Raw genomic sequence first — 26257 nt, forward strand, 5'->3', positions numbered from 1 at the left:
ACTAAGATTAAGCTGCAGCGTTTACTACGGATTTGATCCGCGCAACCAAAGCAGCAAAAGCCGCTTTGTCAGCAATGGCCATATCAGAAAGCACTTTGCGATCGAGTTCGATTGCAGCTTTCTTCATGCCATTCATAAATACGCTATAGGTCATATCATGCTGACGAACTGCTGCATTGATACGCGCGATCCATAAAGCACGGAATACACGTTTCTTGTTGCGACGGTCACGGTATGCATACTGACCAGCACGCATAACCGCTTGCTTAGCAATACGGAATACATTTTTACGACGACCGCGGTAACCTGTTGCGGCATCGATAATTTTTTTATGACGGGCTCTTGCTGTAACCCCACGTTTGACTCTTGACATTGAATTCTCCTAATCTAGTCTGAGGTTAAGCGTAAGGAAGCATGGAGCGAATTGACTTCACGTCAGACTTCGCAACTTCTGTGGAACTACGTAAATGACGCTTATTCTTTGTGGTCTTCTTAGTGAGGATATGGCGTTTGAATGCCTGACCTCGTTTAATCGTTCCGCCTGCGCGAACTGTGAAGCGCTTTTTAGCGCTACTCTTGCTCTTCATCTTGGGCATAAAGCACCCCTTCAATTACTTGTGCAACATAGGTGGTAACCGACGGTTACTCTTCCTGTACCCAGAAGCACTTCAAACTACCAGCGTTCTCAGTTATTCACTAAGATCGTCTCCCTGCATAAGAACTAGGTAGAACCTAGTTACTTAGCCTTACGAATGGGGGCTAATACCATCACCATCTGGCGGCCCTCCATCTTTGGAAACTGTTCAACTTGACCGTACTCAGCAAGATCCAACTTTAAACGCTCCAACATTCTGACTCCGATTTCTTGGTGGGCCATTTCACGACCCCGAAGCCGCAGTGTAATCTTTGTCTTATCGCCATCTTCCAAAAAGCGGATTAGATTGCGTAGCTTCACACCGTAGTCACCATCATCAGTAGCAAGTCGGAATTTCACTTCCTTCACCTGAATTACCTTTTGCTTCAGCTTTGCTTCATGCATCCGCTTAGCCTCTTGGTATTTGAATTTGCCAAAGTCCATGATCCGGACAACAGGTGGTACAGCCGTCGGAGCAATTTCAACCAAATCGGTTTCCTTCTCTTCTGCCGCAGTCAAGGCTTCACTCAACTTAACTACACCGATGGACTCACCATCCATTCCAATCAAACGCACTTCAGGAGCAGTAATTTCCCGGTTAATGCGTTGCAATTTTTCAGTAGCGATCTTCTTAATTCCTTTAAAAAAACAATAAAAACCGTTCCAACCCTAGCTAGACTCGGGTCCGACTTTCTGGGATATATCCTGCTGTAGTCGGGCAACGAAGGCAGTTAGAGGCATTACACCTAAATCCACTCCGCCACGGGCACGAACGGCTACCGTATTACTTTCAGATTCTTTACCCCCTACAACAAGCAAAAATGGGATCTTCTGTAATGCGTGCTCGCGTATTTTATACGTAATTTTCTCGTTCCGCAAATCTGCTTCCACTCTAAACCCTTGTTTTTTCAGCAATTGCTGCACTTTTTGTGCATACGCAGCAGAATTTCCAGAGATATTGAGGACTACGGCCTGGATCGGAGCAAGCCAAACAGGCATATTTCCAGCGTGATTTTCGATCAAAATACCGATAAAACGCTCTAAGGAGCCCACAATAGCCCTATGAAGCATCACAGGGGTCTTGCGGCTATTGTCTTCAGCAACATATTCCGCACGCAAGCGCGCTGGCATTGAAAAATCCACCTGAATAGTTCCACACTGCCAAGTTCGCTCAATGGAGTCTTTTAGGTGATATTCGATCTTGGGACCATAAAAAGCACCTTCACCTGGCAACTCTTCCCATTCTTGCCCAGAAACCTTAAGTGCCCCTCGGAGAGCCTCTTCTGCTTTATTCCAAATGGCATCATCGCCTACTCGCTTGGCTGGGCGCAAGGCCAGTTTCACAGCCACCTCAGCAAAGCCAAAATCTTGATATACCGCACGCACCGCTTTATCAAAAGCAGCAACTTCAGATTGAATTTGATCTTCAGTACAGAAAATATGGCCATCGTCTTGTGTAAAACCACGCACACGCATTAAGCCATGCAGTGCACCTGATGGCTCGTTACGATGACATTGACCAAACTCACCAAAACGTAATGGCAATTCACGATAACTATGCAGACCAGAGTTATAAATTTGTACGTGGCCAGGACAATTCATCGGCTTTAATGCATAAGCACGATTCTCCGACTCGGTCGTGAACATAGTCTCTTTGTAATTTTCCCAGTGACCCGATTTTTCCCAAAGACCGCGATCCAAAATCTGTGGCGCCTTCACTTCTTGATAGCCTTCTTGTTGATACACGCGACGCATGCATTGCTCAACCTCTTGCCAAATAGACCAACCTTTTGGATGCCAGAAAATTAATCCTGGCGCCTCTTCTTGAAAATGAAATAAATCAAGCTGCTTACCAAGGCGGCGATGATCGCGCTTCTCGGATTCTTCGAGCCTATGCAAATAGGCATCTTGATCCTCTTTACACAACCATGCAGTACCGTATATACGCTGCAGCATCTCATTCTTACTATCACCTCGCCAGTAGGCCCCAGCAAGCTTCATGAGCTTAAATACCTTCAGCTTTCCAGTAGACGGAACATGTGGACCACGGCATAAATCAGTGAACTTACCTTCGGCGTATAGCGAAACATCTTCGCCATGCGGAATACTCGCAATAAGTTCTGCCTTGTAATTTTCGCCTTGATCTTTAAATAACTTCACGGCGTCATCTCTTGGCATAACTCTACGCACGACTGGCTCATCTTTTTTAGCGAGCTCAATCATTTTCTTGTCGAGAGCGATCAAGTCATCAGGTGTAAATGGACGGTGATAAGAGAAGTCGTAGTAAAAACCATTTTCTACTACTGGACCAATCGTCACTTGTGCTTCTGGAAATAATTCTTTAACTGCATAAGCTAATAAATGCGCTGTAGAGTGCCGAACAATCCCCAATGCTTCTGGACTTTTATCAGTAATCATGGCCAGTTGACTGTCTTTATCGATCACAAAACTGGTATCGACCATCTTGCCATCTACGATGCCGCCTAAGGCAGCCTTCGCAAGACCACTACCGATACTTTGAGCCACATCCGCAACGCGCACTGGCGCCTCAAACTCACGTTTTGATCCATCGGGCAGAGTAACTACAAGCATGATGACCCCATCTTCTTTACCGAACTACATTCTGTACAGCTCTTCCCAAAAAGAAAGCGCGGTAGCTTTGGGGCATCCGCGCCTCTTTGGTTCTCCAAACGGAGTTCCTTTGGGGCCTTATTCATTGGTAGGCTCGATTGGACTCGAACCAACAACCCCCACCATGTCAAGGTGGTGCTCTAACCAGCTGAGCTACGAGCCTATAATATAGGCTTCCATTTTATCATCGGCGGCGCACATGGGTGACCCCCTTAACCTCTTCTAGGCAGTGTTTCACAATCCTGAGCACTTCCGAATCTTTGATCTCAATAGTAAACAGTATCTGTGCAAGACCTTTTTTGGCAGATTTTCGCAGGTCGATGACATGAACACCTTGTCGGGTCAGAATCTCAAAAAGCTCACGCATTAACTCAGGTCGGTCCAAGCCGGTAACAACTAAGTCAGCTGGAAAAACCCGTTTTTGCTCTGGATTGACAGTTGCCTCTGCAACTGAGGCAGACCAAGCTGTTTGAATCACACGCTCTGGCGCTCTCTCCAATAGACCCCTAAACGTTTTACATGAACGACGATGAATTGAAACTCCTCTTCCTTGCGTCACAAATCCCGAAATGGCATCAGGAGGAACTGGTCGGCAGCAGCGCGCTAGTTGTGTGAGTAATGAATCAACACCCACAACTAACACATCTCCGCTTCGTCCCGTTTTTTGACTACTTTGACGTAAAACAATTTCAGCAGGTGTAGTTGGTACTTTTAATTCTGCGCCGACATCGGCTTTTTGATCTACTGCTTTTGATTGACCAGCCTCTTCATCATCGAGCGCATTAAACCAAGCGCGCACCCTCTGACGAGCTCTTGGTGAGCGAACGTAATGTTTATCAGGGCTAATCCAATCTCTTGATGGCCCACCATGCTTGACAGCAATGATTTCTACGGTTTGGCCATTTTTTAATGCGGTATCTAGCGGCACCATAGCGCCGTCTAGACGGGCGCCTCTACAGCGATGACCTAAGTTGGTATGTACAGCGTAGGCAAAATCGATTGGGGTTGAACCTTTCTCTAAAGAAATTACCTTCCCTAATGGAGTAAGGACATAAATATGGCAATCAATCTCGTGATGTTTGAGTTGCTCCCATGCGTCTTCTTTCCAGGAGATGAGTTGACGTGCCCAAGCAATCTGTCTCTCGTAAGCAACCTCTGCGCTATGCGTACCCTGTTGATGATTGACATTTGGCTTACTCAACTTTGTGGGATTCGGTGGTGTGGCCATGCCCACATAAGCACCCTCTTTATAGCGCCAGTGAGCTGCTAGACCATACTCTGCCTGCTGGTGCATTTCATGCGTACGTACCTGAATTTCAAAAGCGGTGCCGTCCTCATTCATGACTACGGTATGTAAGGACTGATATCCATTGGGCTTAGGCCGAGCAATGTAGTCATCAAATTCTCTTGACAATGGCTGCCAGACATTATGAACAATGCCTAAAACGGTGTAACAAGATTTTACGTCTGACACCAAGACACGAAATGCGCGCACATCGTATAAATTGGCGAAGTCTAGTGACTTGCCTTGCATCTTTTTCCAAATGCTGTAGATGTGCTTTGGTCGCCCAATTACTTCGCCATCGATTTGTGCAGTCTTTAATTCTTCCTGCAACTGTAAAACAATTCGCTCAATAAAGCCTTGACGTTCAATTCGCTTAGCATCCAACATTTTGACGATGTCGCGATAAATTTGCGGTGAAAGTGCGCGAAACGCTAAGTCCTCCATCTCCCATTTCATTTGCCAGATACCCAAACGATTTGCTAATGAGGCGTCAATGTTCAGAATTTCTTGCGCCCAAGCAACTGGCATTGATACTTTTTCTTGAGATATCCAGCGTAGAGTCTCCAAGCGAGAAGCGAGATAAAGTAGAACTACCCGCAAATCATCACCAAATGCTAGGAGCATTTTGCGCAACATTTCCTCTTGACCGGAAACACTTAAACCACCGTCAGCGCGGACTAGTTTAGATTGCGCTTGACGTAAGCCACGATAGCCAATAAGTAATTTAGCTGGCTCATCGCCAATGAGCTTGATGAGCGCTTCTTTACCATGTGTACAAGCAATATTACTCGCCGCTATCAATGTTGCCTCATCAAGATTCAGGGATTGCAAAATATGCAGTACGCCAGCAGCATGCAATTCTGCTGGCTCAGCATACCAAGCATCAATGATGTATGGCGTCTTATCTAAATTGCTGGGAGTGTTTGCCATTGGCAATTAAAAAGTAGCTGAAGAACTCTTTTGCCAAATCAATTTGCTCTTGTTTAACAAAAGCTGGAGCATGACCCAACATTTGGAATCTCAATACTGCGTGCCTAAGGATTAACCTTAGACATTTCTGCAACGGTAGCAGCCGAAAGTAAGTCAGAATTACCGCCTCGTCCGATTATCATCGGAATATGAATTTGCTTACAGGCATGCCACATAGCCATCTCTCCCGCTTTAGCCATGATGGAATTTACTGACGCAAAAGGAACGGAAATATTAGGGTCGTAATGCATGATCCATTGGCCATCCTTCTGCACAAGCATGGGGCCGTTATAGACTTCCCATGCCTCCTCCGGCGTGGTGTACTCTCCAAAAGTGGCGCAAATCTCATTTAAACGTTTAAGCGCGTCAGCACGATCGGCAAAAGCGAATGGCTGCCCGACGTCGTATGAACCCAAGCGTTTTAAAGCTTCAGGCTCAATCTTAGGTCCAGCATCATTTATTAACATTCGACGTATTGGTGAGTTTGGCATTGCGGCATAGACCATGCCTATTAAACCGCCCATAGATGTACCGAACCAATCCACCTGAGATCCACACCTAGCTTGTGGATTAACTCTGCCATATCAGATACATATTGCGGAACAGCGTACAGCATTGGATTTGCTAAGCGATCAGAGTCACCTCGCCCTACTACGTCAGAGCATACAACGTAATAGTCTTTACACATCGCTTCAGCCAATGTTTTACAGTGGCTACCCCGTCTGGTTAAGCCATGAACGCATAGCAAGACTTTGGGATTATTTGGATTACCCCAAGCGTGATAAGCCATCCGATGAGAGACGTCTTCGCTAACACAATCAACAAAGAAAGTATCACCTTGATGTATCACTAGTAATGAACGTAGCTCATCATGACTTTCTTCATCATGCGTATGTTCATGAACTCCACCATATTCTTCAGGCTGTAACGTCACGTGATCAATACCATGCTTGTTGAGAAGCATGGTATTAATTCTGGACATAATCTCGGGCCACTCTTGCATTTTGGCAATCTCAATATGGAGTGGGATGCCCTCCATTAGGAAATGATAGGACTCACGAAGAATAGAAATAGTGGATTTGAGAATCAACAGCGAGACCAGTATTGAGAGGATTGCGTCAATCGGCATCCAACCAGTCAATTGAATCGCCACACCGGCCATCAAGGATGCAATTGATCCGAGTAAGTCGCCCATTACATGGACTAACGCAGCACGAGTGTTCACTCTCTTTTTGTCACGCGAGAGTACCCAGGCCACAATGATATTCATGACCAAGCCAATAGCAACAACAATAGTTACAGCAAGACCATCGACTTTGTGAGGGTCATAGAAGCGACTAATTGCCTCAACCACAATCCAAATAACCAAGGCAAGCATAGCAATACTATTCACAAAAGCAGCGAGATCCTCTGCGCGACCAAATCCAAAAGAATGCTTTGGTGATGGTGGGCGACGAGAAATAATTTGCGCCAATAAAGCTAAACCCAGGGCTGCTGCATCGGTCACCATATGGCCGGCATCCGATATCAACACAAGGGAATTGGCAAAATAAGCGGCAGCACCTTCAACACTAGAAAACCCCAATGTCAGGACTAGAGCAATCAGCAACAGGTTCTGATTTGAGACTTGCTTGCTATGTGTATGCTTTGCAGCGCCCTTTTTATGGGCATGGAGCGAAGGGTCAACCCCAGAATTTTTCTGGGGATCTAAAGATTGCGAATGAAAATCATGGGCACCCGACATAGTGAACCCATTATTCTATTAAATCATGACGATGGTTAGAAACCCGTTGTGTCGACAGGGGTGCCTGTCTTAGCAATCACCTCTTCTTTAGTTACGCCTGGGGCTAGCTCTGTCAACTTTAAACCTTTTGGGGTGATATCCAGCACGCATAAATCAGTGATGATCTGATTGATCACGCCGACACCTGTTAGTGGCAAAGTACACTTCGACAAAATTTTGAGCTCTTCGGTACTATCTTTTTTCTTAGCCATGTGCTCCATCAAAACTACCACATGCTTAACACCGGCTACTAAGTCCATTGCACCGCCCCTTTAACCATTTGTCCTGGAATCATCCAGCTGGCCAAATCCCGGTGCTCACTTACTTGCATAGCACCCAAAATCCCAATATTAATTTTTCCACTCCGAATCATGCCAAATGAATCGGCTGAAGAAAAAATAGAAGAACCTGGCAAAGTTGTGATCGTCTGCTTACCAGCATTAATTAAGTCAGCGTCAATTGTTTCCTCGGTGGGAAAGGGGCCAATTCCCAATAAACCATTTTCGGATTGAAGCCATACTTCCATATCTTTAGGCACATGATTGGCAACTAGGGTTGGCATTCCAATACCCAAATTTACGTAGTAACCATCTTTTAATTCTTTAGCAGCACGTACTGCCATCTCATATCTATTCCAAGGCATGTCGATCTCTCTAAATATTCTGTATATAACTTTACAATTCGGGAAATTACACTTTTGCAGACAAAGTGCGCTGCTCAATCCGCTCTTTTCAGGCGTCTTATGAAGCACTAGGCAATGCACATAGATTCCAGGCGTATGAATCTCATCAGGATGCAGTTTGCCGTTCTCAATAATTTCTTTAACTTCTGCAACAGTAATCTTGCCTGCCATTGCCACCACTGGATTGAAATTGCGTGCGGTGTAGCGATAAACCAAATTACCTGACTTATCAGCTTTCCAGGTTTTTACTAGGGAGATATCTGAAACGATTGAACGCTCCATGATGTATTTCTCACCATCCAATTCTTTTTCCTCTTTACCTTCAGCAACATAAGAGGCAACCATCTTTTTCACTTGGCGAGAATTGAACAAAATGCCCAATTCAAAGCCTCTGGAATTCCGCAAAGGCCAAAACCTCCTACAGCTAATTTTTGTCCGTCTTTTCAGATATCCCGCAAGGCATCCACTGCCGATGGATCAGTTTTCTTCATAACTTTTGTCCTAATATCGCCAAAATACGTAAAAAAGCAATCATAACGCTTCAGAGCTCATGAACTAGGTGGTCTTGGCACTAAATCGGTTTTTGACAGTTAGAACTAAACTATGAGGGCTTAAATGCCCTCTTTTTAAGAAATTTCGGAGAAATTGAATGAATGCTGCAGAGCTTGTGGAGCAATTTGGACCCAGAGACTCGATGGAGTATGACTTAGTTATTGTTGGGGCCGGTCCAGCAGGCTTGACTGCCGCAATTAAAGCCAAGCAATTAGCAAGCGCCTCTAGCAAAGAGCTGAGTGTCTGCATCCTTGAAAAAGGCTCAGAGATTGGCGCCCACATTCTTTCTGGTGCCGTCATGGATCCTAAAGCCCTAACTGAACTATTTCCAAACTGGAAAGAATTAGGTGCCCCGCTCGATACTCCAGTTACACAAGATCAATTTCTGTTTTTAACCAGCGACCATTCTTATCAAATTCCTAATTGGTTGCTTCCCCACTGTTTTAAAAATGAGGGCAACTATATTGTCAGCCTTGCAAATGTGGCTCGTTGGTTAGGTCAACAAGCCGAGGCTCTGGGTGTTGAAATTTTTCCAGGCTTTCCTGCCGCAGACATCTTGTACAATGAAAAAGGAGCCGTGTGTGGTGTGATCACTGGTTCAATGGGTTTAGATAAAAAAGGTAAGCCGACTGAACAATTTCAGTTGGGGATGGCACTGCGTGGTAAGTACACCCTCTTTGCTGAGGGCGCCCGCGGACACCTTGGCAAACAACTGATTTCTAAATTTACCCTAGACCTAGATTCCGACCCCCAAAGCTATGGCATTGGCATTAAGGAACTCTGGGAAGTGGAGCCTTCGAAAAGTAAACCTGGTTTAGTTGTGCACACTGCAGGCTGGCCTTTGGAGAGTGATACCTATGGAGGCTCCTTTCTCTATCACCTTGATGATAACAAGGTTGCTGTTGGCTTAGTTGTGGGACTTTCCTATAAGAACCCTTACCTCTCCCCTTTTGAAGAGTTCCAGCGCTACAAGCTGCATCCGAAAATTCGGGAAATATTCGAAGGTGGTAAGCGGATTTCTTACGGCGCAAGAGCGCTGACTGCTGGTGGGCTTAATAGTCTTCCTACACCGGCCTTTCCAGGCGGTGCTCTCATTGGATGCGATGCTGGTTTCCTCAACGCATCTCGTATCAAGGGTAGTCACGCCGCTATTAAGACAGGTATGCTGGCTGCCGAAGCCGTAGTAGCCGCTATCAATGAAAGTCGCTCTGCAGATGTTCCTACGGCCTATTCTGCTGCATTCCAACATAGCTGGCTGCATACTGAACTCAATCAAGCACGTAACTTTAAACCATGGATGTCAAAAGGGCTTTACCTCGGAACGCTCATGGTTGGATTGGAACAAAAAATATTGGGTGGCAATATACCGTGGACAGTTCATCTCAAGCATGCCGATCATGAGTGCTTAGAGCCAGCAACTCAACATCAACCGATTAACTATCCAAAACCAGACGGCAAGATTACGTTTGATCGACTGTCGTCAGTCTGTATCTCCAATACGAACCACGCTGAGAATCAGCCTGTTCACTTAACTCTTAAGAATACATCTATTCCAGTGGACGTCAATCTCAAAACTTATGCGGGACCCGAGCAACTCTACTGCCCTGCCGGTGTCTATGAATATATTGAAACAGAGGGTAAACCCCGTTTGCAAATCAACTCACAGAACTGTGTGCACTGTAAGACCTGCGATATCAAAGACCCAAGTCAAAATATTATCTGGATTACTCCAGAAGGCGGTGGCGGTCCCAATTACGCTTCGATGTAAGCAGCACATCTCACAAGGCCTCGGTTTTATGCCGAGGTTTTTCTTTGACAACAAGAATCGATAAATAGCGTTATATTTATCACCATGATAATCCTACACACCATGCTGCGCGTCGGCGATTGAAATCGCTCGATTGATTTTGACACCAAGGTATTAGGCATGAATCTTCTGCGTACTACTGAACGTCCAGAGCAAAAATATTCGCTCGCATTCGTTGGTTACGACAAAGGCAATGCTGATGGTCAGGCTGCGATTGAACTCACCTATAACCATGGCGTTCATTCCTATGAAATGGGTACGCCTACCGGTCATATTGCCATTGGCGTTACTGATGCCTACGCTGCCTGTGACAAGATTAAGGCGGCTGGCGGAAACGTTACCCATGAGGCTGGCCCCGTGGGCGGGCGGCGATACGATCATTGCATTTATTACCGATCCTGATGGCTACAAAATAGAGCTTATTCAGCGTTGATCGTGGCTAAGTCCGATGCATTTCAACTAGAAATTCTCGATCGTTTATATGGTTGTACGTTGCGCGACTCTGTACAGTTCCATTGGCACAATCGTAATTATTAGCATTTTGAATAATGCTTAGCTGCCCTTACCATGAAACGCCGCAAGCGCGAACGTAAAATAGTTGCCCGGGAGTTAATTCGATTTCATTATATACCCGGCGCATCTTCAACAGCAAACGATTGGGAGTTCTTTTATCGGTGTTATGAAAATACGTATTTTGAGCATCATTCCCGCCACTATCTGAATGAGGTATTCTTTAAACTATCGGCGCAGCGTACGCTTGATAACTTGCACCTCATCACATTGTCAAACAGATGGCGCGCGGTTTGTTACCTACCACTATTCAATCAGTCCACTTTATTGCCGCCCCCGCTTTGCAAAAGCAGTGCAGCACTTTGTAGATCGAGAACATCAAGGGATTGGCGCGTATGTCAATGAACTTGAAGAGCACAGTCCCTTGAAATCGACTAAAGCGCGGTCATGAATTCAGGCAACGATAACCCCCAAACTACTTCGCAAGACGGTTCACATTCTCTTTCCACTGAAGAAGATGATTCTGACTCTCCTGGTATTGGAGTCTGTACAACACTCTACGATGATGTTTGTCAGGGCTGTGGGCGAACCCTTGGTGAAGTCAGTAATTGGGTATTTTTCTGATGAAGAAAAAAACTTCGGTATGGAAGCGTATCCGCGCAGAAGGCACTACAAATCGCTTTCAGCGACAAGCCAAAGAAAATAAGTTTAGAGTTATTTTGTTTAAGCTGAGCATACAGCCTTAAATTAGCCATTCAATTCCTGGCTACGCAAATATTCCTCATATGTACCAGAGTAATCAACCACCGTACCATCCATCTTCACCTCTAAGATGCGATTAGCAAGTGCAGATACGAACTCGCGGTCATGCGAAACAAATATCAAAGTACCATCATATTTCTCAAGAGCAATTTGTAAACTTTCAATCGACTCCATATCCATATGATTGGTGGGTTCGTCCATCGCTAGCACATTATATTTTTGAAGCATTAGCTTGCCCCAAATCATGCGCCCCTTTTCACCACCGGAGAGAACTTTAACGGATTTACCGATGTCATCACCAGAAAATAAAAGGCGTCCCAGAGTGCCGCGAATGACTTGATCATCATCTCCTGGGTTACGCCAGTTGTTCATCCAATCCATGAGTACTTCATCTTTGGCAAACATCTCAGTATTGTCTTGGGGCATTACGCCAACATTCGCATTCTCAGCCCATTTCACATCACCACTATCAGCAGCAATACCTTCAAAGCGCTTACTCAATATGGTTTTGAGGAGCGTAGTTTTACCAGCACCGTTTTGGCCGATGATGGCGATCTTCTCGCCAGCACGCACGCCCAGCTTAAAGTTTTTGAAAATGACGCGATCATAGGCTTTGGTTAGTGCGTTGCACTCTACCGCCATGTTGTGAAGTTTCTTCTCATACTCAAAACGAATAAACGGGTTTTGACGGGAAGAAGGCTTCACCTCAACAACCTCAATTTTTTCTAACTGGCGTTGACGTGATGTGGCTTGCTTTGCCTTAGAGGCATTAGCAGAGAATCGAGCGACGAAAGCCTGTAATTCAGCAATTTTTTCTTTGGCTTTAGCGTTATTGCTAAGCTGTTGAGTACGCGCTTGTACAGAAGCAAGCATGTAGGAGTCATAATTACCTGGATAGACCTTCAAGATTCCATAGTCCATATCCGCCATATGCGTACAGACTTCATTCAGGAAGTGACGATCGTGAGAAATAATAACGATCGTGCTCTTAATTTCATTCAGGATGTCTTCCAACCAATGAATCGAATGAATATCTAAGTTATTTGTTGGCTCATCAAGCAGCAATACATCTGGGTCTGAAAATAAAGCCTGAGCAAGCAATACACGAAGCTTCCAACCCGGTGCTACGTTACTCATCGGACCATTGTGTTGCTCAATGGGAATGCCAATACCTAATAACAACTCTCCTGCTTTGGCTTCTGCGGTATAGCCACCGTATTCGGCATACTTACCTTCGAGCTCTGCCGCTTTCATATAGTCTTCATCAGATGCGTCTGGGTTAGCGTAGATCGCATCGCGTTCAGCTGCGGCATGCCACATCTCTTCATGGCCCATCATCACCACATCTAAAACGCGCACATCCTCATAGGCAAATTGATCTTGGCGCAATTTTCCCAATCGAATGCCAGGATCCAAACTCACATTACCACTGGTTGACTCAAGTTCGCCACCGAGGATTTTCATGAAGGTAGATTTGCCACAGCCATTTGCGCCAATGAGGCCATAACGTTTGCCCCCGCCAAACTTCACGGAAATATTTTCAAATAAAGGCTTCGCCCCAAACTGCATGGTGATATTAGATGCTGACAGCACGAATGTTTTCTAACTTTCTGAAATTGAAATCAATGAATACCCCATTAAGGGTAAAGACCAATATTTTAACGGCTTTAGCACAATAAATGGCAGAAGCCCAAGACCCAATCAGACTTTGACCCTAAATGGCGTGAAATTCGTGTGGATATCATAAAAATCCCCGTTTTCCTTACGTTTAAGGAAATTTACCACCCAATAATAGGTCATGGGAGTTGTTATGACTTCCCATGAGGTCTTTAAAACATATTGCGCCAACGCCACCTGAATTACTTCGTGGGTTAGTCAGATGCCATAAAAAACCAACATATAGAAGAAGGAAGCGTCGACCATCTCACCTACCGCTGTAGATCCAATGGTACGCATCCATAGAAAACGTCCTTTGGTTCAAATTTTCATCTTTGCCAGAACAAAACTATTGGTCAGACTGCCGCACCAAAATGAGAACATTGAAAGGCAATTCACGAGGAGTTTCCAAAGACGGTTTCAAGTCCCTGCTGATAGTTAGCCATATAGTCGCCTTGAGCAACAACTGGCAAGGAAATGACAATCTGCGACATTACAGCTGCAAATGCTAAGGCGGCCAAGCCAGCCCACACTGCCCTGCGATCATAGGCATAACCATAAACTTCAGTGAGGATGCCACCACAGAAATAGACAATTAGGAAGAATAGAATTCCGGCTCTGAAAGTCACATTGCCGAAGTAAGGCAAATCTACTGCTGCCGCCTTACCAGTGCCGATAAAGTTCGCACACAATAAAACCACCACAAAGGCAGCCAGAATCAGGTCGTAATAGCGATGGTGACGTCTTGGGGAGTCCATAAGCTCAGAAAAATGGATAATAAAAACAGAATTTCTGCATTCCCGAAAATCCGCTGAATGCAGATCAAAATCACGCTAAAACCGAATCTCTCGAGATTGCACGAATGGCACGAGATATGCATGGCGGCAATGGCATCTCTGACGAATATGGCGTAGTTCGTCACATGCTGAACTTAGAGGTGGTGAATACCTACGAAGGAACCCATGATATTTATGCTCTGATTCTGGGACGTGCCCAAACCGACATTCAGGCATGTAGCTAAGAGCCTAGTTTTCCTTTAATGGCCTTTGCTGCTGCGGCAAAGGCCTGATCACTATCATTTTCAAGTTGTACAAAATGCTCGACCTGGTATTGCGGGAAATTACGTTCAATTGATGATTGGTATGAGGGATCGTAATGCTTTACCAATAATTCCTCTACTAATTCTGGAAACCTCCCTGCATCAATTGCCTCATTCCATTTGGCAATCTGAAGCTTTCCATAGTGAGCTGTTAACAAGGCTAACTTACTCTTGAAATTCTCAGTATCTGTTAAGAAGTGCTGGTACTCACGAATTAACCAAGAGACACGTGTTTGAGCAGAAGATCGCAGCTCAATACAAGTGCCGTTACGAATTTTCTCCATTAAAGCATCGGGTATATGCAATACACCAACTTTTTTACTTTCAGACTCAACATAAACTGGTCTTGCGGGATCGAGTAAACGCAAGACACCCCAAAGCGCAGTTTCAAATCTCTTTTGTGATGGCTGCTCAATGTTGGGTTCATTGCCCAAAACAGAGCCACGATGAACGGCCAAACCTTCCAAATCCAAAATCTGGGCACCTAAAGCGCCTACTTCTTGAAGAACCCTAGTTTTTCCGCTTCCGGTCATCCCACAAATTACCTGAAAAGAAAATTGATCTGCGGCGCGGTCCAGACCATCAATCACCGTCCGACGAAAACCTTGATACCCTCCCTCTAACTGCTTGGCTTTCCAACCGATTCGATTAAGAATATGAGTAAAAGCACCACTTCGCTCGCCGCCACGCCAACAGTAAATCAAAGGCCGCCATTCACGCGGCTTTTCTAAGAAATGATTTTCAAGGTGGTTAGCAATATTGCGCGAGACTAGTGCGGCACCCAGCTTTTTTGCAACAAACGGGGATTCTTGTTTATATAAAGTGCCGATGGTTATACGCTCATCATTACTAAGCACTGGAAAATTCATCGCTCCGGGGAGATGGTCCAAAGTAAATTCAGCAGGCGACCTGACATCAATCACGTCATCAAAGCTATCAAGCTCTGAGAGAAAATGTTCTGAATTTAAGAGATGAGGCTTGTTAGGTTGCACGTTGATCTAGGGCAACTGTTGTAGAACATGCTCGGGCCATGGTGCGGATTTATTAGATGTGAGATCAACCCACATCATTGTTGCGCCACCAATTGCTGCCTCTACGTCTGGTGTTGTAGTTAATGCCATGCTGGTATAAACATCCAGACTAGTTCTACCCACCGCACCAATCGATGTTTGTAAAATCAATTCGCCTGGAACAGCGAGTTGCTGATAAAAATTACAAAAGCCAGTACTCATCAACATTGACTCACGACCAGGGGCAACCTCATAACCCAATGAAGTAATCCACTCACATCGCACCCGGTCCATATACCGAAAGTAAACAGTATTGTTTACATGCCCATAGGCATCCATATCCCCCCAACGAATGGGCATGTTCATTTCATGAACAAGCTTTCGTTCGTCAGGAATAGTTATACGCATGAATTTAGATATACCTTTACTTAACCACCTTACAGGGCAAGGTGATATAAATTAGTTGAACGAGCTCCTGAGCGGCAAAATGCTAAAACAGGTTCCGGTAATGTTTTTAAGAGACACGCTATCTCTTGAACTTGTGCAGGAGTAAATGCACCTGGAACATCGGGAAGATATATATAAGTTCAGCCCCAGCTTTTCTGCCATCCGCTTGGATGGATGCATTACTAGGTTGATCAGGGCCACCCTCACCATCAGAACGATTGTTGATCATGCTTTTATAGCCCTGCTTGGCAATTTCAGCTCAGGGGTTGGACTTAACCTTGTGGGCAGTAAAAAAGCGTTCGCAGATTTCCATACCTATCAGCATGGCGGCCACAAATACCAGGGCTTTCATATGACCTGCATCCATAGCAACCAAAGCAGGACCAGGACAAATACCTGCTATTCCCCAAGCCCACACCAAAGATGATACTGCCAATAACGAGAGGCTTGGAGCTATCACGTCGCGTTGGAATGTGTAAGGCTCCGCCAAAAAAGGCCTGGGAACGCTTTCTCACCAAATAGAAACCACCTAGACCAACAATCACAGCACTCATCATCACAAACATCAAAGACGGATCCCAATTACCAGTCAAATCCAAGAATCCCAGCACTTTCTGGGGATTACTCATGCCTGAAATGATTAATCCCCAACCAAACAGGACTCCAATTGCGTACTGGCTGAGTAGCCCAAAATGCTTTCTCATCTCAGATTCCAATCAAATGACGAGTCACATAAACCGTCAGAAAACCTGCGCCCATAAATGAGAGCGTAGCTACGAGTGACCGAGGTGATAAGCAGAGACCGCAGATGCCATGACCTCTGGTGCAGCCAGAGCCGTATTGAGCACCAAAGCCTACTAAAAGACCAGCAATGACAATAACTATCCAGTCTGACTCAATCCGAATGATAGGAAACATTCCAAAAAAAATAAAGCAGCCAAAACTGGCGCCGTGATTAATCCCAAAACCAAGCTCACACGCCAAGCAGAATCACTTAGTCTCGGATGCAGAAGCCCTGAGACTATCCCACTGATTCCTAAAATACGTCCATGCAACAAAACATATAGAGCAGCGGCAACACCCAGAATCATCCCGCCCAGCAATGAAGGCACCGGGATAAAAGTCATCCAGTCAATTTGCATAGTTTGAACCCAGTAGTATTGAAATTAACTGCAGGGATTAGGGGCAAGACGCATTTGCAGGTAACGCAACCCTAAGTAAGCGCCAAAAATAAATCCTGGAAGAGCAACGAGTGATCCAAGCGCAAGCGTGGAAATACCACTTAAGCCCTGACCTACTGTACAGCCTAAGGCAGTAACACCACCAAAGCCCATTAATGCAGCACCAACCAAATGATTAGCGGTATCTTCAGTATTGCGAAACGACTCCCAGCGAAATGATTTAGTTGCAATAGATACAGCAGTAGAACCCAAGATCATTCCTAAAACAGCGATGATACCAATGGTTAATGCTTTGGATGTATCGCTATACATAATCAACCAGTCAAGGGAATAAGCATAAGGAGCTACGAAAGATAAACTTTCCATGCGCCCAGAATTCGTAACCAAAAAGACTTCCTCAAGAGTGTTTGGGTTTTCAGCAATATATCCTATGTTACCAGAGACCCACCACACAGCACAGATTGCTAATCCAACAGCAATGCCTGCAAATAGATTTTCAGTGGTCCAAAAAGCTTTGCTAGCCAAAGCGTAAGCAATAAAAGCAAAGCCAATAATAAGGCCCATAACCAGATGCAAAGTAGGACGCGCAACACCAAGAGAGGCGCTTAAAAGACTGGGTAAATCTTGGGGGGTATTAAACGCAATGAAAAAGGTATCCAAAGCATTAATCCGAATGACACCCAAAAAGCCACGCATTGTCATGTAAGACATTAAACCCAGCACCATAAAAACTACGATGGACTTTAAATTGCCACCACCAATACGAATCAAGGTTTTACTGCCGCAACCTGATGCTAAAACCATACCGAGACCAAACAAGATGCTTCCAACGGTAGTAGAAAGCCATAAAAATTTGCTACCCGTATAAAAACTTTTCAAAGGATCAATGAGTCCGAAGTAGGACATCAATGTAAAACCGCTAATGGCAACTCCAATAGCTAAGAACCACTGCTTCAAACGATCCCAACTGGACATGATGAAAATATCGGAAACTGCACCCATGCTGCAGAACCCAGTTTTTTGCATAACTGCGCCAAGGAAAAAAGTAATGGCAAAAGTAGCCCAAAGAACTGATTTACTTAACGAACTGATATCTACAACATCCATAGCAACTGTATCTTGAAAAAATTAAGGTTTAAATTTATAAAGTTGTTGATTGAGCAAAGCAGTAACGTCCGCTTCGTCCTCTGGGAAGAGATCAAGGCGGAGTTCCGAATTGCACATAGACGCCATCCTCTTGAGGTTGGCTAAAGATTTAACCTTGCTATTAGAGCGGGTGTAAATCATGTCGCCATTACCAAAACCCGTTTTCTTTGCATAGCAGGCATAACATTTTTGTTGATCTATGGTCTCACCATTCGCCAAGTCTGGCGCAGCGAATAAGGGCGTCGCCATCAATAAGAAAGCGAACATAACCAAGAAAGATCTGAGAAAAGTCATTTTCGTTACAAATCAAGGATTTAGCATTAATTCTCTATTTTAAGGCCCAAAGACCAAATTTGCCCTATTCAACCCGGATGGATAGTAGGCATTCATGCGTTTTGCAGCCCTAAAGATGGGCATTCCCTCGTATTCTGACCAATTTGTTTGCAAATAAGCCTTCTCACATGGATCTAAATTAACCGCTACCTGAGTCATCGATTCACGCAAATATTTGAGGTAATTTCTAGTGAATGCGATATCTTCGGCTGGCTTGACCGAATCATTCCCATGCTTCGGATTTAATTTTTCAATCTCATCCAAGGCGATCAACCACCCTTTGCTATCCGCATTTCCAACAAATGGGTGCGACCTCTGAATATCAAATCTCCAGCAAAAAGCACCTTTTCAGACGGCACATGCACCATAAGATCTTCAGGAGCGTGTGCAGGCCCCACTCGGCTTACAAAGAAATTGATCCCACCAACACAGTTAATAATGTTTTGTGATCGACCCAGACGTGCGGGATCAATCGTGTATTGCATGCCGCCAACGCGAACCATGTCACCACCCGATTGGTAATAAGGATCTAGATTAAATAAGTTGTCCGCCACGTCCTCAAGAATAGTCTTGATGGTTTCACCACTCATATTGGTCACTGTAGTGTATGGATAAGTAAGTGCCGTTTGATCCAGTAGGGTCGCACACCTGATTGTGTGACTAGGGAATAGGCTTTTTCCCCAGCGAAAGCCTGGTGAGAATGTAATCTCGACATTCTTCTGAGCCATGAGGCCATCCAAGATCAGCTGGTCAAAGCTACCGTTGAAGTTGCCACGTCGAGATACAAAAGGCCGTGAGCAAAACGTGGCATATTGCTGCAGGTGTTATACGCTTTGGAGTTGTTAATATGATTCCAAGTGTAAGTAACAACCTCTTGTGAATAACCACGCAGTGTTCCGTAACCAGTCAATGACGGTCCGATATTTCCATCAGAGATCTCTTTGGCATCAATCTGGTGACAGTTATAGCAACCGCCTCTAATCACACGGTATCAGCCTTATCAGTCCAAGTTGCACTGCGACCGCTTTGTGCAATGACCTCATTCTTTTTCCAGTCACCAATTTTTCCATCTAATGGCTGCTTGATGGACGCCATATTGATTTTCTGAATCTTGTCACGCATTTTTTCACCCTGTTTGCCATTCACAAACACGGGATCAGAGCAAAACTTTTGAGTTTCATCTTGCTGCATACGATCTAATCCTGCGATACCTTCAGCTTTAAAGCTATCGGTCATCATCTTATTAAACTTTGGATCATTCTTTTGCTGTGCCATGGCTGAGTTCTAAAGCAAGCATGAGGCAAGAACCCATCCAGATACAGTTAAGAGTTGTTTGATGTTAGTAATTTTCATGATCATAATCTCTATCTCTTAACGCTTTAATCCAGGGGTCTCTACACTACCACCATAGCAGTCTTTGCCATATACATGGACCAAGCTATGGTTACATCAGAGCCATATATATGGGGAATGGGAAGCGTTGCTGACGATAACAATCATTTAAACGCTGCTGCATAGTCCAGGATTGTCCACGCGAGACGCGATAGGCAGGCCAATAACCCCAACCTAATGCAGCACCCTTTTGCTCAGTTAGATTGGTTAACTCTTGCAAACGAATCCGCTTTCCGTTGTCACCATGACAGGATGCGCAGGAGAAATCGATTGGCCCACCTTGAAAGAAGAATGCACGCTTACCAAGCTCATACATTTCTTTTTCTTTTGGATGTGCAGTGCTTACCTTAATTTTGTCACCTTTAGATGCAGTGACTACATCGGCAACAATCGCCTCCATATCCTTTTTAGGACCATTTTAAAAAGGAGCATCAAGCATTTCTTGGAGATCGCGCCCTTGTAAAGCCTGCATACAAGTCATTAAACAGGATTCAAGATCTTGAACTTTGTTGGTATCTTTAAAGTAACGCGGCAACTGCGCCTTTAATAACTCCAGGCCCTAAGCCTAAGTCACATTTCTCCAGAGTTGCATTCTTGGGACCTGCAGGTTTTTTCCACAAATCTTCACCTGCAGCCTCATATAACTCCGAAAAATTACCATCAGCGATCATCTCGCGATATTTGACAATATCGTCTGTCGCACTTTTTTGTGCCGGTACAGAAGATGAAATCGTCAATAAAGCAACCATCATTCCTGAGGCTAGCCCTACTAAACTGAATTTACGCTGCATATGCAACCCTTTCGAAACTCATGAGATAGTAAAGATTAAGAAGCAGTTGCTTCGTCAGTACGCTTATCACCTTTACTATCGACCCAGCTAACAACAATCTTGTCGCCTTTAGCGCCTTTGTATTTAAAGTTCAAGAATGGGTCCTTTGAAACCGCAGGGCCAAACTGACCATTCAATACATCTTTACCATTTGCTTTGACATTAATTGTGCTGATGCACCATGCTGGAATGGTTTTTCCGGATGCATCTTTGCGCTGACCAGATTCCATATCATGTTTCATCAAAATTTTTACATCTACTATTCGACCGTTCTCGGCAGCTCTAACGCGCATTGGATCAGCCATATTTTCCTCTTGTAGTCTAGTAAGTAATTAGCTAATGGTATTTAGCTTGATTGGGAGTGATTAACCGCCGCAACCGCCTAAAGTTACTTTTACTTCCTTTACGGCCATACTCCATTTGCCATCAGCTTTTACCAAGGCGTATACGTTGGAGGTCTGACCCATCTTGATACGTGTAGTAACAAACGGCTCTGTGCCAGCAGGAATAAAAAATTGCGCAGCTAAGGCACTTGGGTTTTTCTCAACCAAGATTGCCATTTGTTCCGCTTTAAGAGTGGTTCTAATACCAACAGGTACAACCGCACCATTTTCTGCAATGTCAGGAGCATTCAAAGTAACTGCGCCAGACTTGTCTGGACTACCTGCACCTAAGACCTTAAATACATCATCAAGGCTTTTGCCTTCAAAAGCGGCTTTATTCCACTCTTGAGCTTGGGCTACGCTAATAAGACCCGCAGAAGCCATCAAGCCAAATACGGCTGAATATTTCAATAAACTGCGTCGCTGCTGATTCATACAAACTCCTTCTTTATTGATCTCATGCTATGAATATATTATCTACTTTCCAGTAAAACATGCTGTTATTTCCCTAAGCGCCCCTTATTTACCTCCTGATAGCATCCACTCAACTAGAGTTTTACGATCGGCATCAGATCACTGCGCCTGTTCTGGCATTGGAATAGCGCCCCAAACTCCGGCACCGCCATTGTTTACCTTAGTCATCAATTTATCCACTGCCCTACTCTGCCCTTGATATTTATTGGCGATATCGGCTATCGATGGTCCAATTAACTTTTCGCATTTGGCGCATGACAAGAGCTGAGCAGTTTTCATTCTTAAATAAAGCTGCAGGACCTTTTGGCGCACTAGAATGAGTGTCTTTTGCATGGGCTAGACCATCGCCAGAGGATCCAGGGAGTTTTGAAATCGGTGGCTTAGTAGTATCTACTCCACGATAAGGGCCATACATCCGATTTTGCTCGGCAATGTTACCGTGCGCATCACGCGAAAAGTCAGGCAAGGTTGAGCCAATCTGGACAACGGCAACACAATTCTTCATACAAGCAGAGTCATTAACATCCGGCTTGCCTTTGACATCCCAGAAACTATGCTTTCTAGTCATGCCATTACGATTCGGCATTTTGGACTGCACATCAGCAATATTGGTGTTACTCAATACAAAGCGATCCGGGACGATGTCGCCGGTACTCAAAATAAAAGCTATCAGTGCATAAGTTTCATCTGGGGTTAGCGATCGAGGCGTATTCCATGGCATAGCACGATAGATGTAATCCCCCAACGTAGAGACCGTTGGAACTTTCATCAATATTGTGCGTTGCGGTTGCTTCATATCCGCTAATGAGGCAACCCGACCTAAGGTTGTACCAACACTGATGATGGCGTTCGAAGTGCAGACCATTTGGAGTGATGGTTCTAAATAAACCTTGTAAAGGCGTGAAGGCAACTGAAGCTGCAGAAACACGTGTTAAGCCCGGTGATTCACGGCGAATTAAATTTGCTTCATAAATAGAAGGTACGCCATAAGGCATGGTGGCACCATTCTTTCCAAGAGTGGTCTGCTATTCTTGTTTCTCCAAAATAACTGGATCGCCCTCGCCTGCGGCAAATGCCATTGGTGCCGCTATGCTAGCAGTCGCTCCGCCGACAGCTGATAGAAATCCTTTACGCAAAAAAACCACGGCGGGATTGATCGAGGCCATTCTCATTTATATTGGCTATCAAATCTTGAGAAATGAAGTGTTTTGGTGCCTTAACAAGACGAGCCCTATTGAGCGGCTTTTCAACCGCAGAGATATAATCAAAAGAGAGTTTCTCGAACTTAATGTATGTCTGCAGCAATCTTGACGCAAACTGTCTGACACATCTCTACTGTTGCGTTATCCGCAATCGAGTAGTACACTATCAGTCCTTCTTGACGTCTTAATAAAATACTAGCGATGAGGTCTTTGGTCGCCACCCTAACAATGCGCATCAACGGAGAGCTTAATGTTAAAAGTAAAGCTCTTTCAAGCCACCCCTAACCCACTGCAGCTCAATATTGAATGTGCTGCAGGTGCGTTGCACAGGCCCTACTAGTGTTGTGTTGGCCCATTAGGGAGTGGCAAAACAACCGCATTAAGGACAATCGCTGGCCTAAATCATGCTCAAAGTGGAAAGATTGAATGCAATGGGCAGACCTGGTTCGAAACAAACGAGCTCACTGGCGCCTCTCCATTGCTCTCAGACCTGCCGAGCGGTCATGTGGTTTTTTATTTCAACAATATGCTCATTGGGCTCCTTACCAATGATAAACTCTGCTTGATCAAAGCGCTCATTCCAGAACTGCGTGGCATCACAAAAAACCCATGGGCTTATCTTGGTGTACTTGATGATTGTTTGAGTCCACCAAGAAGATCATTCTTCAAGTCGTTGATGTTTTCAAGTTCAACGGCAATGCGTACCAAGCCATCCGTAATTCCTGCCGCTTTACGAGCTTCTGGTAGAACACGGCAATGCGTTGTTGTGGCTGGATGCGTAATCGTCGTACGGGTATCACCCAAGTTCGCTGTAATCGAGCAAAGCCTCGTTTGGTTCATGAGTTTGAAAACAGCTTTCTTTCCACCCTTTAGAGTGAAAGATAAAATCACCCCGCCCTCTTTTTGTCGGCGCATTGCTCATGCATGCTGAGGGTGAGATTTGAGTCCTGGATGGTATACGCGCTCCACCCCAGATTGCTTTTCTAGCCATTGAGCCAAGGCAAGCGCATTCTGACTTTGTTGCTTCAAAATCTCTAAACCTTTTAGAAACACCCATGCATTAAATGCTAAAAGCGTGGGGCCTGCAGTACGTACGCATGGAAATACTTTGCCCATGACGAAGTCTTTGCTACCCACGATTGCGCCGCCTACCACTCTACCCTGTCCATCTAAATACTTTGTCGCCGAATGAATTACCACGTCAGCACCGAGTGTTAATGCATTTTTGCAATGCAGGTGTACAGAAGCAGTTATCGACTGCAAATAAAGCTCCTGCCTTCTTGGCAATCGTCGAAATTGCTTTGATATCCGCAATCTCAGCGAATGGATTAAAAGGCGTCTCTCAATAAAAGAGTTTGGTATTGGGCTAGACAGCAGCTTGCCATGACTTGGTATCAGACAAGTCAACAGAGGTTGTCGTAATACCAAAACGACCCAAAATATTAGTAAATAACTGAATCGTTACACCAAATACTGAACGTGAACATACAACGTGGTCGCCAGATTGCAAATGCGCTATTGCCATTGTCAAAATAGCAGACATGCCAGAGAGGCAGTTGCAATACATGCTTCGCCACCCTCAAGGACAGTCAAACGATCTTGGAACATGCTCGCTGTTGGATTAGTAAAGCGAAAATAAATAAAACCTTGGTCAGCATGAGCAAAATCATCAGCCGCTCACTCAGCGCTATCAAAACAAAAGCTTGAAGTCAGAAACATCGCTTCTGAATGCTCTTGGTATTGGGTGGAAAGAAAGCTGTTTTCAAACTCATGAACCAAACGAGGCTTTGCTCGACGGCAGTACGACGTGTACCAGCGCGCACTGCCAAGGTCTCCAGCGCAAGCTTGGAAAAATCGAGTATTTTACGTATAGTTTTACTCTTCATCATGCTATTTTGAGACCGAATTGAGAATTTGCCTCCGACGAGGCAAATTCTTGTCGCTTTTTAGTCTTCGGTAGCCAAATGCAGGTGCAATTGTGAGTGGGCAAAGTCGCTTGAATCTCTCTGTCGATCCGCCTTAGCTGCTGAGGTATCTCTGGCAGCTTCCAAAGCATCAAGATAGGACTCGGTAATATCGCATGTAATGTAATTACCATCAAAGCAAGATGCTTCAAAGTGCTTGATGTCCGGATTGATGTCACGCACAGCCTGCTTCATATCCTCAACACTTTGGTAAATCAATTGGTCCGCGCCAATCATCTTGTTAATTTCTTCAGCGGCACGACCATAAGCAACCAACTCGCTACGAGTCGGCATATCAATACCATAGACGTTCGGGAAACGGACAGGCGGCGCTGCTGATGCAAATATCACTTTTTTAGCACCAGATTCACGGGCCATCTGCACAATCTCAAAGGAAGTCGTGCCACGTACGATTGAATCATCCACGATCAACACTGTCTTATCTTTGAATTCAATGCGCATCGCGTTTAGTTTTTGACGAACAGACTTTTTACGCACTGTTTGCCCAGGCATGATAAAGGTTCGACCAATATAGCGATTCTTAAAGAATCCCTCACGGTAATCTACCCCCAAATTTTTTGCTACTTGCATCGCAGCCGGACGACTTGAATCAGGAATTGGCATCACCACATCGATCTCGTCGACATTAGTCTCTTTGCGAATCTTCTCGGCCAAGTAATCACCCATTCGCATACGTACGTTGTACACCGTCACTCCATCAATCATAGAGTCTGGTCTAGCCATGTATACATACTCAAATATGCATGGTGTGAGAACTGCATTCGGCACGCACTGACGTGAATAAAAATTACCATCCAGATCAATGTAAATAGCTTCGCCAGGATTCACATCGCGCACGAACGTAAATCCAAGACCTTCAAGAGCAACGGACTCCGAAGCAATCATCCACTCTGGGCCTTGCGGAGTATCAATACGGCCAACACATAAAGGGCGAATGCCGTATTGATCACGAAACGCTAATAAGCCATAACCCGCAATTAAAGAAACTACCGCATATGAGCCTTTGACACGACTAGTCACCCCTGTCACGGCATTGAACATGGCACCCTCCTCAAGTGCTGCGCTATTCGTTTCTTTTTGCAACTCATCGGCTAATACGTTTAATAGCACTTCAGTATCGGAACTGGTATTGATATGACGACGATCGCGGTAAGCCATCTCTACACGAAGACTTGGTGCATTTGTCAAATTACCGTTATGCGCCAAAATAATGCCGTAGGGCGCACTCACATAAAACGGTTGCGCCTCTTCTTCGCTACTTGCAGATCCAGCGGTAGGATAGCGAACCTGACCGATACCAGCCTTGCCAACCAAGCTACGCATATTTCGAGTTCTAAAGACATCTCGAACTAAACCGTTAGCTTTATGCATCGTGAACGAATTACCATTCATCGTTGCAATACCTGCAGCATCCTGACCACGATGCTGCAAAAGCAACAATGCATCATAGAGAAGTTGATTTACTGGTGAGTGGGAAATGGTTCCGACGACGCCGCACATATCT

General features: G+C 44.9%; 25 protein-coding genes, 1 tRNA gene and 11 pseudogenes. 5 read left to right on the forward strand and 32 right to left on the reverse strand.

The genetic code is table 11. The features are described from left to right. Positions 1-7: 7 nt before the first annotated feature. The 10 genes and pseudogenes from rplT to DXE31_RS08950 all read right to left on the reverse strand — a co-directional run bounded on the left by rplT (position 8) and on the right by DXE31_RS08950 (position 8475). A complete protein-coding gene (gene rplT, locus DXE31_RS08910) occupies positions 8-373 on the reverse strand; it encodes a 50S ribosomal protein L20 (RefSeq protein ID WP_114698517.1) in 366 nt (121 codons plus the stop codon). A gap of 25 nt (positions 374-398) precedes the next feature. Next, positions 399-596 carry a 50S ribosomal protein L35 gene (gene rpmI, locus DXE31_RS08915; RefSeq protein WP_114698518.1) on the reverse strand — a complete coding sequence of 66 codons (198 nt, stop codon included), beginning with the start codon at positions 594-596 and terminating at the stop codon, positions 399-401. A 140-nt stretch (positions 597-736) separates the two neighbouring features. Continuing rightward, the gene (infC, locus tag DXE31_RS08920) at positions 737-1246 is read right to left on the reverse strand and encodes a translation initiation factor IF-3 (protein WP_114698519.1); all 510 of its coding nucleotides are present in this window, start codon (positions 1244-1246) and stop codon (positions 737-739) included. Positions 1247-1303: 57 nt separating this feature from the next. Beyond that, positions 1304-3226 carry a threonine--tRNA ligase gene (thrS, locus tag DXE31_RS08925; RefSeq protein ID WP_114698520.1) on the reverse strand — a complete coding sequence of 641 codons (1923 nt, stop codon included), beginning with the start codon at positions 3224-3226 and terminating at the stop codon, positions 1304-1306. A 125-nt stretch (positions 3227-3351) separates the two neighbouring features. After that, positions 3352-3428 (reverse strand) — tRNA-Val (locus tag DXE31_RS08930). 21 nt (positions 3429-3449) lie between these two features. Beyond that, on the reverse strand, positions 3450-5480 hold the full coding sequence (locus DXE31_RS08935) for a RelA/SpoT family protein (protein WP_114698521.1): 2031 nt from the start codon (positions 5478-5480) through the stop codon (positions 3450-3452). Between the two features lie 104 nt (positions 5481-5584). After that, positions 5585-6043: an alpha/beta hydrolase gene (locus DXE31_RS11745; RefSeq protein WP_231969501.1), complete on the reverse strand. Its 459-nt coding sequence runs from the start codon at positions 6041-6043 to the stop codon at positions 5585-5587. Continuing rightward, positions 6031-7128 carry a cation diffusion facilitator family transporter gene (locus DXE31_RS12540; RefSeq protein ID WP_331852019.1) on the reverse strand — a complete coding sequence of 366 codons (1098 nt, stop codon included), beginning with the start codon at positions 7126-7128 and terminating at the stop codon, positions 6031-6033. The genes DXE31_RS11745 and DXE31_RS12540 overlap by 13 nt, the downstream gene beginning before the upstream one ends. A gap of 170 nt (positions 7129-7298) precedes the next feature. After that, a pseudogene (locus tag DXE31_RS08945) lies at positions 7299-7945 on the reverse strand (3-oxoacid CoA-transferase subunit B). 46 nt (positions 7946-7991) lie between these two features. Beyond that, a pseudogene (locus tag DXE31_RS08950) lies at positions 7992-8475 on the reverse strand (CoA transferase subunit A). 158 nt (positions 8476-8633) lie between these two features. On the opposite strand from DXE31_RS08950, the gene DXE31_RS08955 reads away from it, so the two are divergent. From DXE31_RS08955 to DXE31_RS08970, 4 genes and pseudogenes are all read left to right on the forward strand, one after another. Continuing rightward, positions 8634-10304: an electron transfer flavoprotein-ubiquinone oxidoreductase gene (locus DXE31_RS08955; RefSeq protein WP_114698522.1), complete on the forward strand. Its 1671-nt coding sequence runs from the start codon at positions 8634-8636 to the stop codon at positions 10302-10304. 159 nt (positions 10305-10463) lie between these two features. Beyond that, positions 10464-10776 (forward strand): annotated as a pseudogene (locus tag DXE31_RS08960) (VOC family protein). A 134-nt stretch (positions 10777-10910) separates the two neighbouring features. Next, positions 10911-11258: a peptidogalycan biosysnthesis protein gene (locus tag DXE31_RS13070; protein ID WP_114698523.1), complete on the forward strand. Its 348-nt coding sequence runs from the start codon at positions 10911-10913 to the stop codon at positions 11256-11258. A gap of 42 nt (positions 11259-11300) precedes the next feature. Beyond that, positions 11301-11599, forward strand: a pseudogene (locus DXE31_RS08970) (DUF1289 domain-containing protein). 1 nt (position 11600) lies between these two features. Here the strand turns inward: DXE31_RS08970 and DXE31_RS08975 are convergent. After that, positions 11601-13208: an ABC-F family ATPase gene (locus tag DXE31_RS08975; RefSeq protein WP_114698524.1), complete on the reverse strand. Its 1608-nt coding sequence runs from the start codon at positions 13206-13208 to the stop codon at positions 11601-11603. A gap of 108 nt (positions 13209-13316) precedes the next feature. Next, a pseudogene (locus DXE31_RS08980) lies at positions 13317-14029 on the reverse strand (queuosine precursor transporter). An 83-nt stretch (positions 14030-14112) separates the two neighbouring features. Between DXE31_RS08980 and DXE31_RS08985 the strand changes: the two are divergent. Continuing rightward, a pseudogene (locus tag DXE31_RS08985) lies at positions 14113-14292 on the forward strand (acyl-CoA dehydrogenase family protein); the annotation flags it as partial. Here DXE31_RS08985 and mnmH read toward each other — a convergent pair. From mnmH to purF, 20 genes and pseudogenes are all read right to left on the reverse strand, one after another. Continuing rightward, positions 14289-15362 (reverse strand): tRNA 2-selenouridine(34) synthase MnmH, encoded by a 1074-nt coding sequence (mnmH, locus tag DXE31_RS08990; protein WP_114698525.1) that lies wholly within the window; start codon positions 15360-15362, stop codon positions 14289-14291. The pseudogene DXE31_RS08985 and the gene mnmH overlap by 4 nt on opposite strands. Positions 15363-15368: 6 nt before the next feature. Then, positions 15369-15788: an acyl-CoA thioesterase gene (locus DXE31_RS08995; RefSeq protein WP_114698526.1), complete on the reverse strand. Its 420-nt coding sequence runs from the start codon at positions 15786-15788 to the stop codon at positions 15369-15371. A 29-nt stretch (positions 15789-15817) separates the two neighbouring features. Next, positions 15818-15961 carry a beta-lactamase hydrolase domain-containing protein gene (locus DXE31_RS12545; RefSeq protein WP_331852041.1) on the reverse strand — a complete coding sequence of 48 codons (144 nt, stop codon included), beginning with the start codon at positions 15959-15961 and terminating at the stop codon, positions 15818-15820. Continuing rightward, entirely contained in the window at positions 15907-16056 is a 150-nt protein-coding gene (locus DXE31_RS11760; protein WP_231969502.1) for a protein-tyrosine phosphatase family protein, read from the reverse strand. Before DXE31_RS11760 ends, DXE31_RS12545 begins: the two co-directional genes overlap by 55 nt. Before the next feature lie 30 nt (positions 16057-16086). Continuing rightward, a pseudogene (locus DXE31_RS09005) lies at positions 16087-16531 on the reverse strand (DUF6691 family protein). A gap of 1 nt (position 16532) precedes the next feature. After that, positions 16533-16969, reverse strand: a pseudogene (locus DXE31_RS09010) (YeeE/YedE family protein). Positions 16970-16993: 24 nt separating this feature from the next. Continuing rightward, entirely contained in the window at positions 16994-18115 is a 1122-nt protein-coding gene (locus DXE31_RS09015) for a YeeE/YedE family protein (RefSeq protein WP_114698527.1), read from the reverse strand. Between the two features lie 21 nt (positions 18116-18136). Then, on the reverse strand, positions 18137-18448 hold the full coding sequence (locus tag DXE31_RS09020; protein WP_231969503.1) for a cytochrome c family protein: 312 nt from the start codon (positions 18446-18448) through the stop codon (positions 18137-18139). 39 nt (positions 18449-18487) lie between these two features. Then, positions 18488-18760, reverse strand: coding sequence for a hypothetical protein (locus DXE31_RS10665; RefSeq protein ID WP_197712224.1), 273 nt, complete (start codon positions 18758-18760; stop codon positions 18488-18490). Between the two features lie 191 nt (positions 18761-18951). Further along, positions 18952-19272: pseudogene (locus DXE31_RS09030) on the reverse strand (thiosulfohydrolase SoxB); the annotation flags it as partial. Further along, on the reverse strand, positions 19230-19472 hold the full coding sequence (soxX, locus tag DXE31_RS11765) for a sulfur oxidation c-type cytochrome SoxX (RefSeq protein WP_231969504.1): 243 nt from the start codon (positions 19470-19472) through the stop codon (positions 19230-19232). The gene soxX and the pseudogene DXE31_RS09030, both read right to left, overlap by 43 nt. Continuing rightward, complete coding sequence (locus DXE31_RS11770) at positions 19469-19762, reverse strand: hypothetical protein (RefSeq protein WP_231969505.1); 294 nt, start codon at positions 19760-19762, stop codon at positions 19469-19471. The genes soxX and DXE31_RS11770 overlap by 4 nt, the downstream gene beginning before the upstream one ends. Positions 19763-19858: 96 nt before the next feature. Next, a pseudogene (gene soxA, locus DXE31_RS09040) lies at positions 19859-20670 on the reverse strand (sulfur oxidation c-type cytochrome SoxA). Between the two features lie 35 nt (positions 20671-20705). Continuing rightward, positions 20706-21014 (reverse strand): thiosulfate oxidation carrier complex protein SoxZ, encoded by a 309-nt coding sequence (gene soxZ, locus DXE31_RS09045; RefSeq protein ID WP_114698528.1) that lies wholly within the window; start codon positions 21012-21014, stop codon positions 20706-20708. A 60-nt stretch (positions 21015-21074) separates the two neighbouring features. After that, on the reverse strand, positions 21075-21527 hold the full coding sequence (soxY, locus tag DXE31_RS09050; protein WP_114698529.1) for a thiosulfate oxidation carrier protein SoxY: 453 nt from the start codon (positions 21525-21527) through the stop codon (positions 21075-21077). 241 nt (positions 21528-21768) lie between these two features. Beyond that, entirely contained in the window at positions 21769-22431 is a 663-nt protein-coding gene (locus tag DXE31_RS10670; protein WP_197712225.1) for a hypothetical protein, read from the reverse strand. Positions 22432-22591: 160 nt separating this feature from the next. Then, complete coding sequence (locus DXE31_RS10675; RefSeq protein WP_197712226.1) at positions 22592-22738, reverse strand: hypothetical protein; 147 nt, start codon at positions 22736-22738, stop codon at positions 22592-22594. Positions 22739-22851: 113 nt separating this feature from the next. Beyond that, positions 22852-23004, reverse strand: coding sequence for a hypothetical protein (locus DXE31_RS09065; RefSeq protein WP_197712227.1), 153 nt, complete (start codon positions 23002-23004; stop codon positions 22852-22854). A gap of 379 nt (positions 23005-23383) precedes the next feature. Next, positions 23384-24547 (reverse strand): annotated as a pseudogene (locus DXE31_RS09075) (O-succinylhomoserine sulfhydrylase). A 167-nt stretch (positions 24548-24714) separates the two neighbouring features. Then, positions 24715-26253 (reverse strand): amidophosphoribosyltransferase, encoded by a 1539-nt coding sequence (gene purF / locus DXE31_RS09080; RefSeq protein ID WP_114698530.1) that lies wholly within the window; start codon positions 26251-26253, stop codon positions 24715-24717. Between the last annotated feature and the right edge of the window lie 4 nt (positions 26254-26257).

Source organism: Polynucleobacter necessarius (assembly GCF_900095185.1).
Lineage (GTDB): Bacteria > Pseudomonadota > Gammaproteobacteria > Burkholderiales > Burkholderiaceae > Polynucleobacter.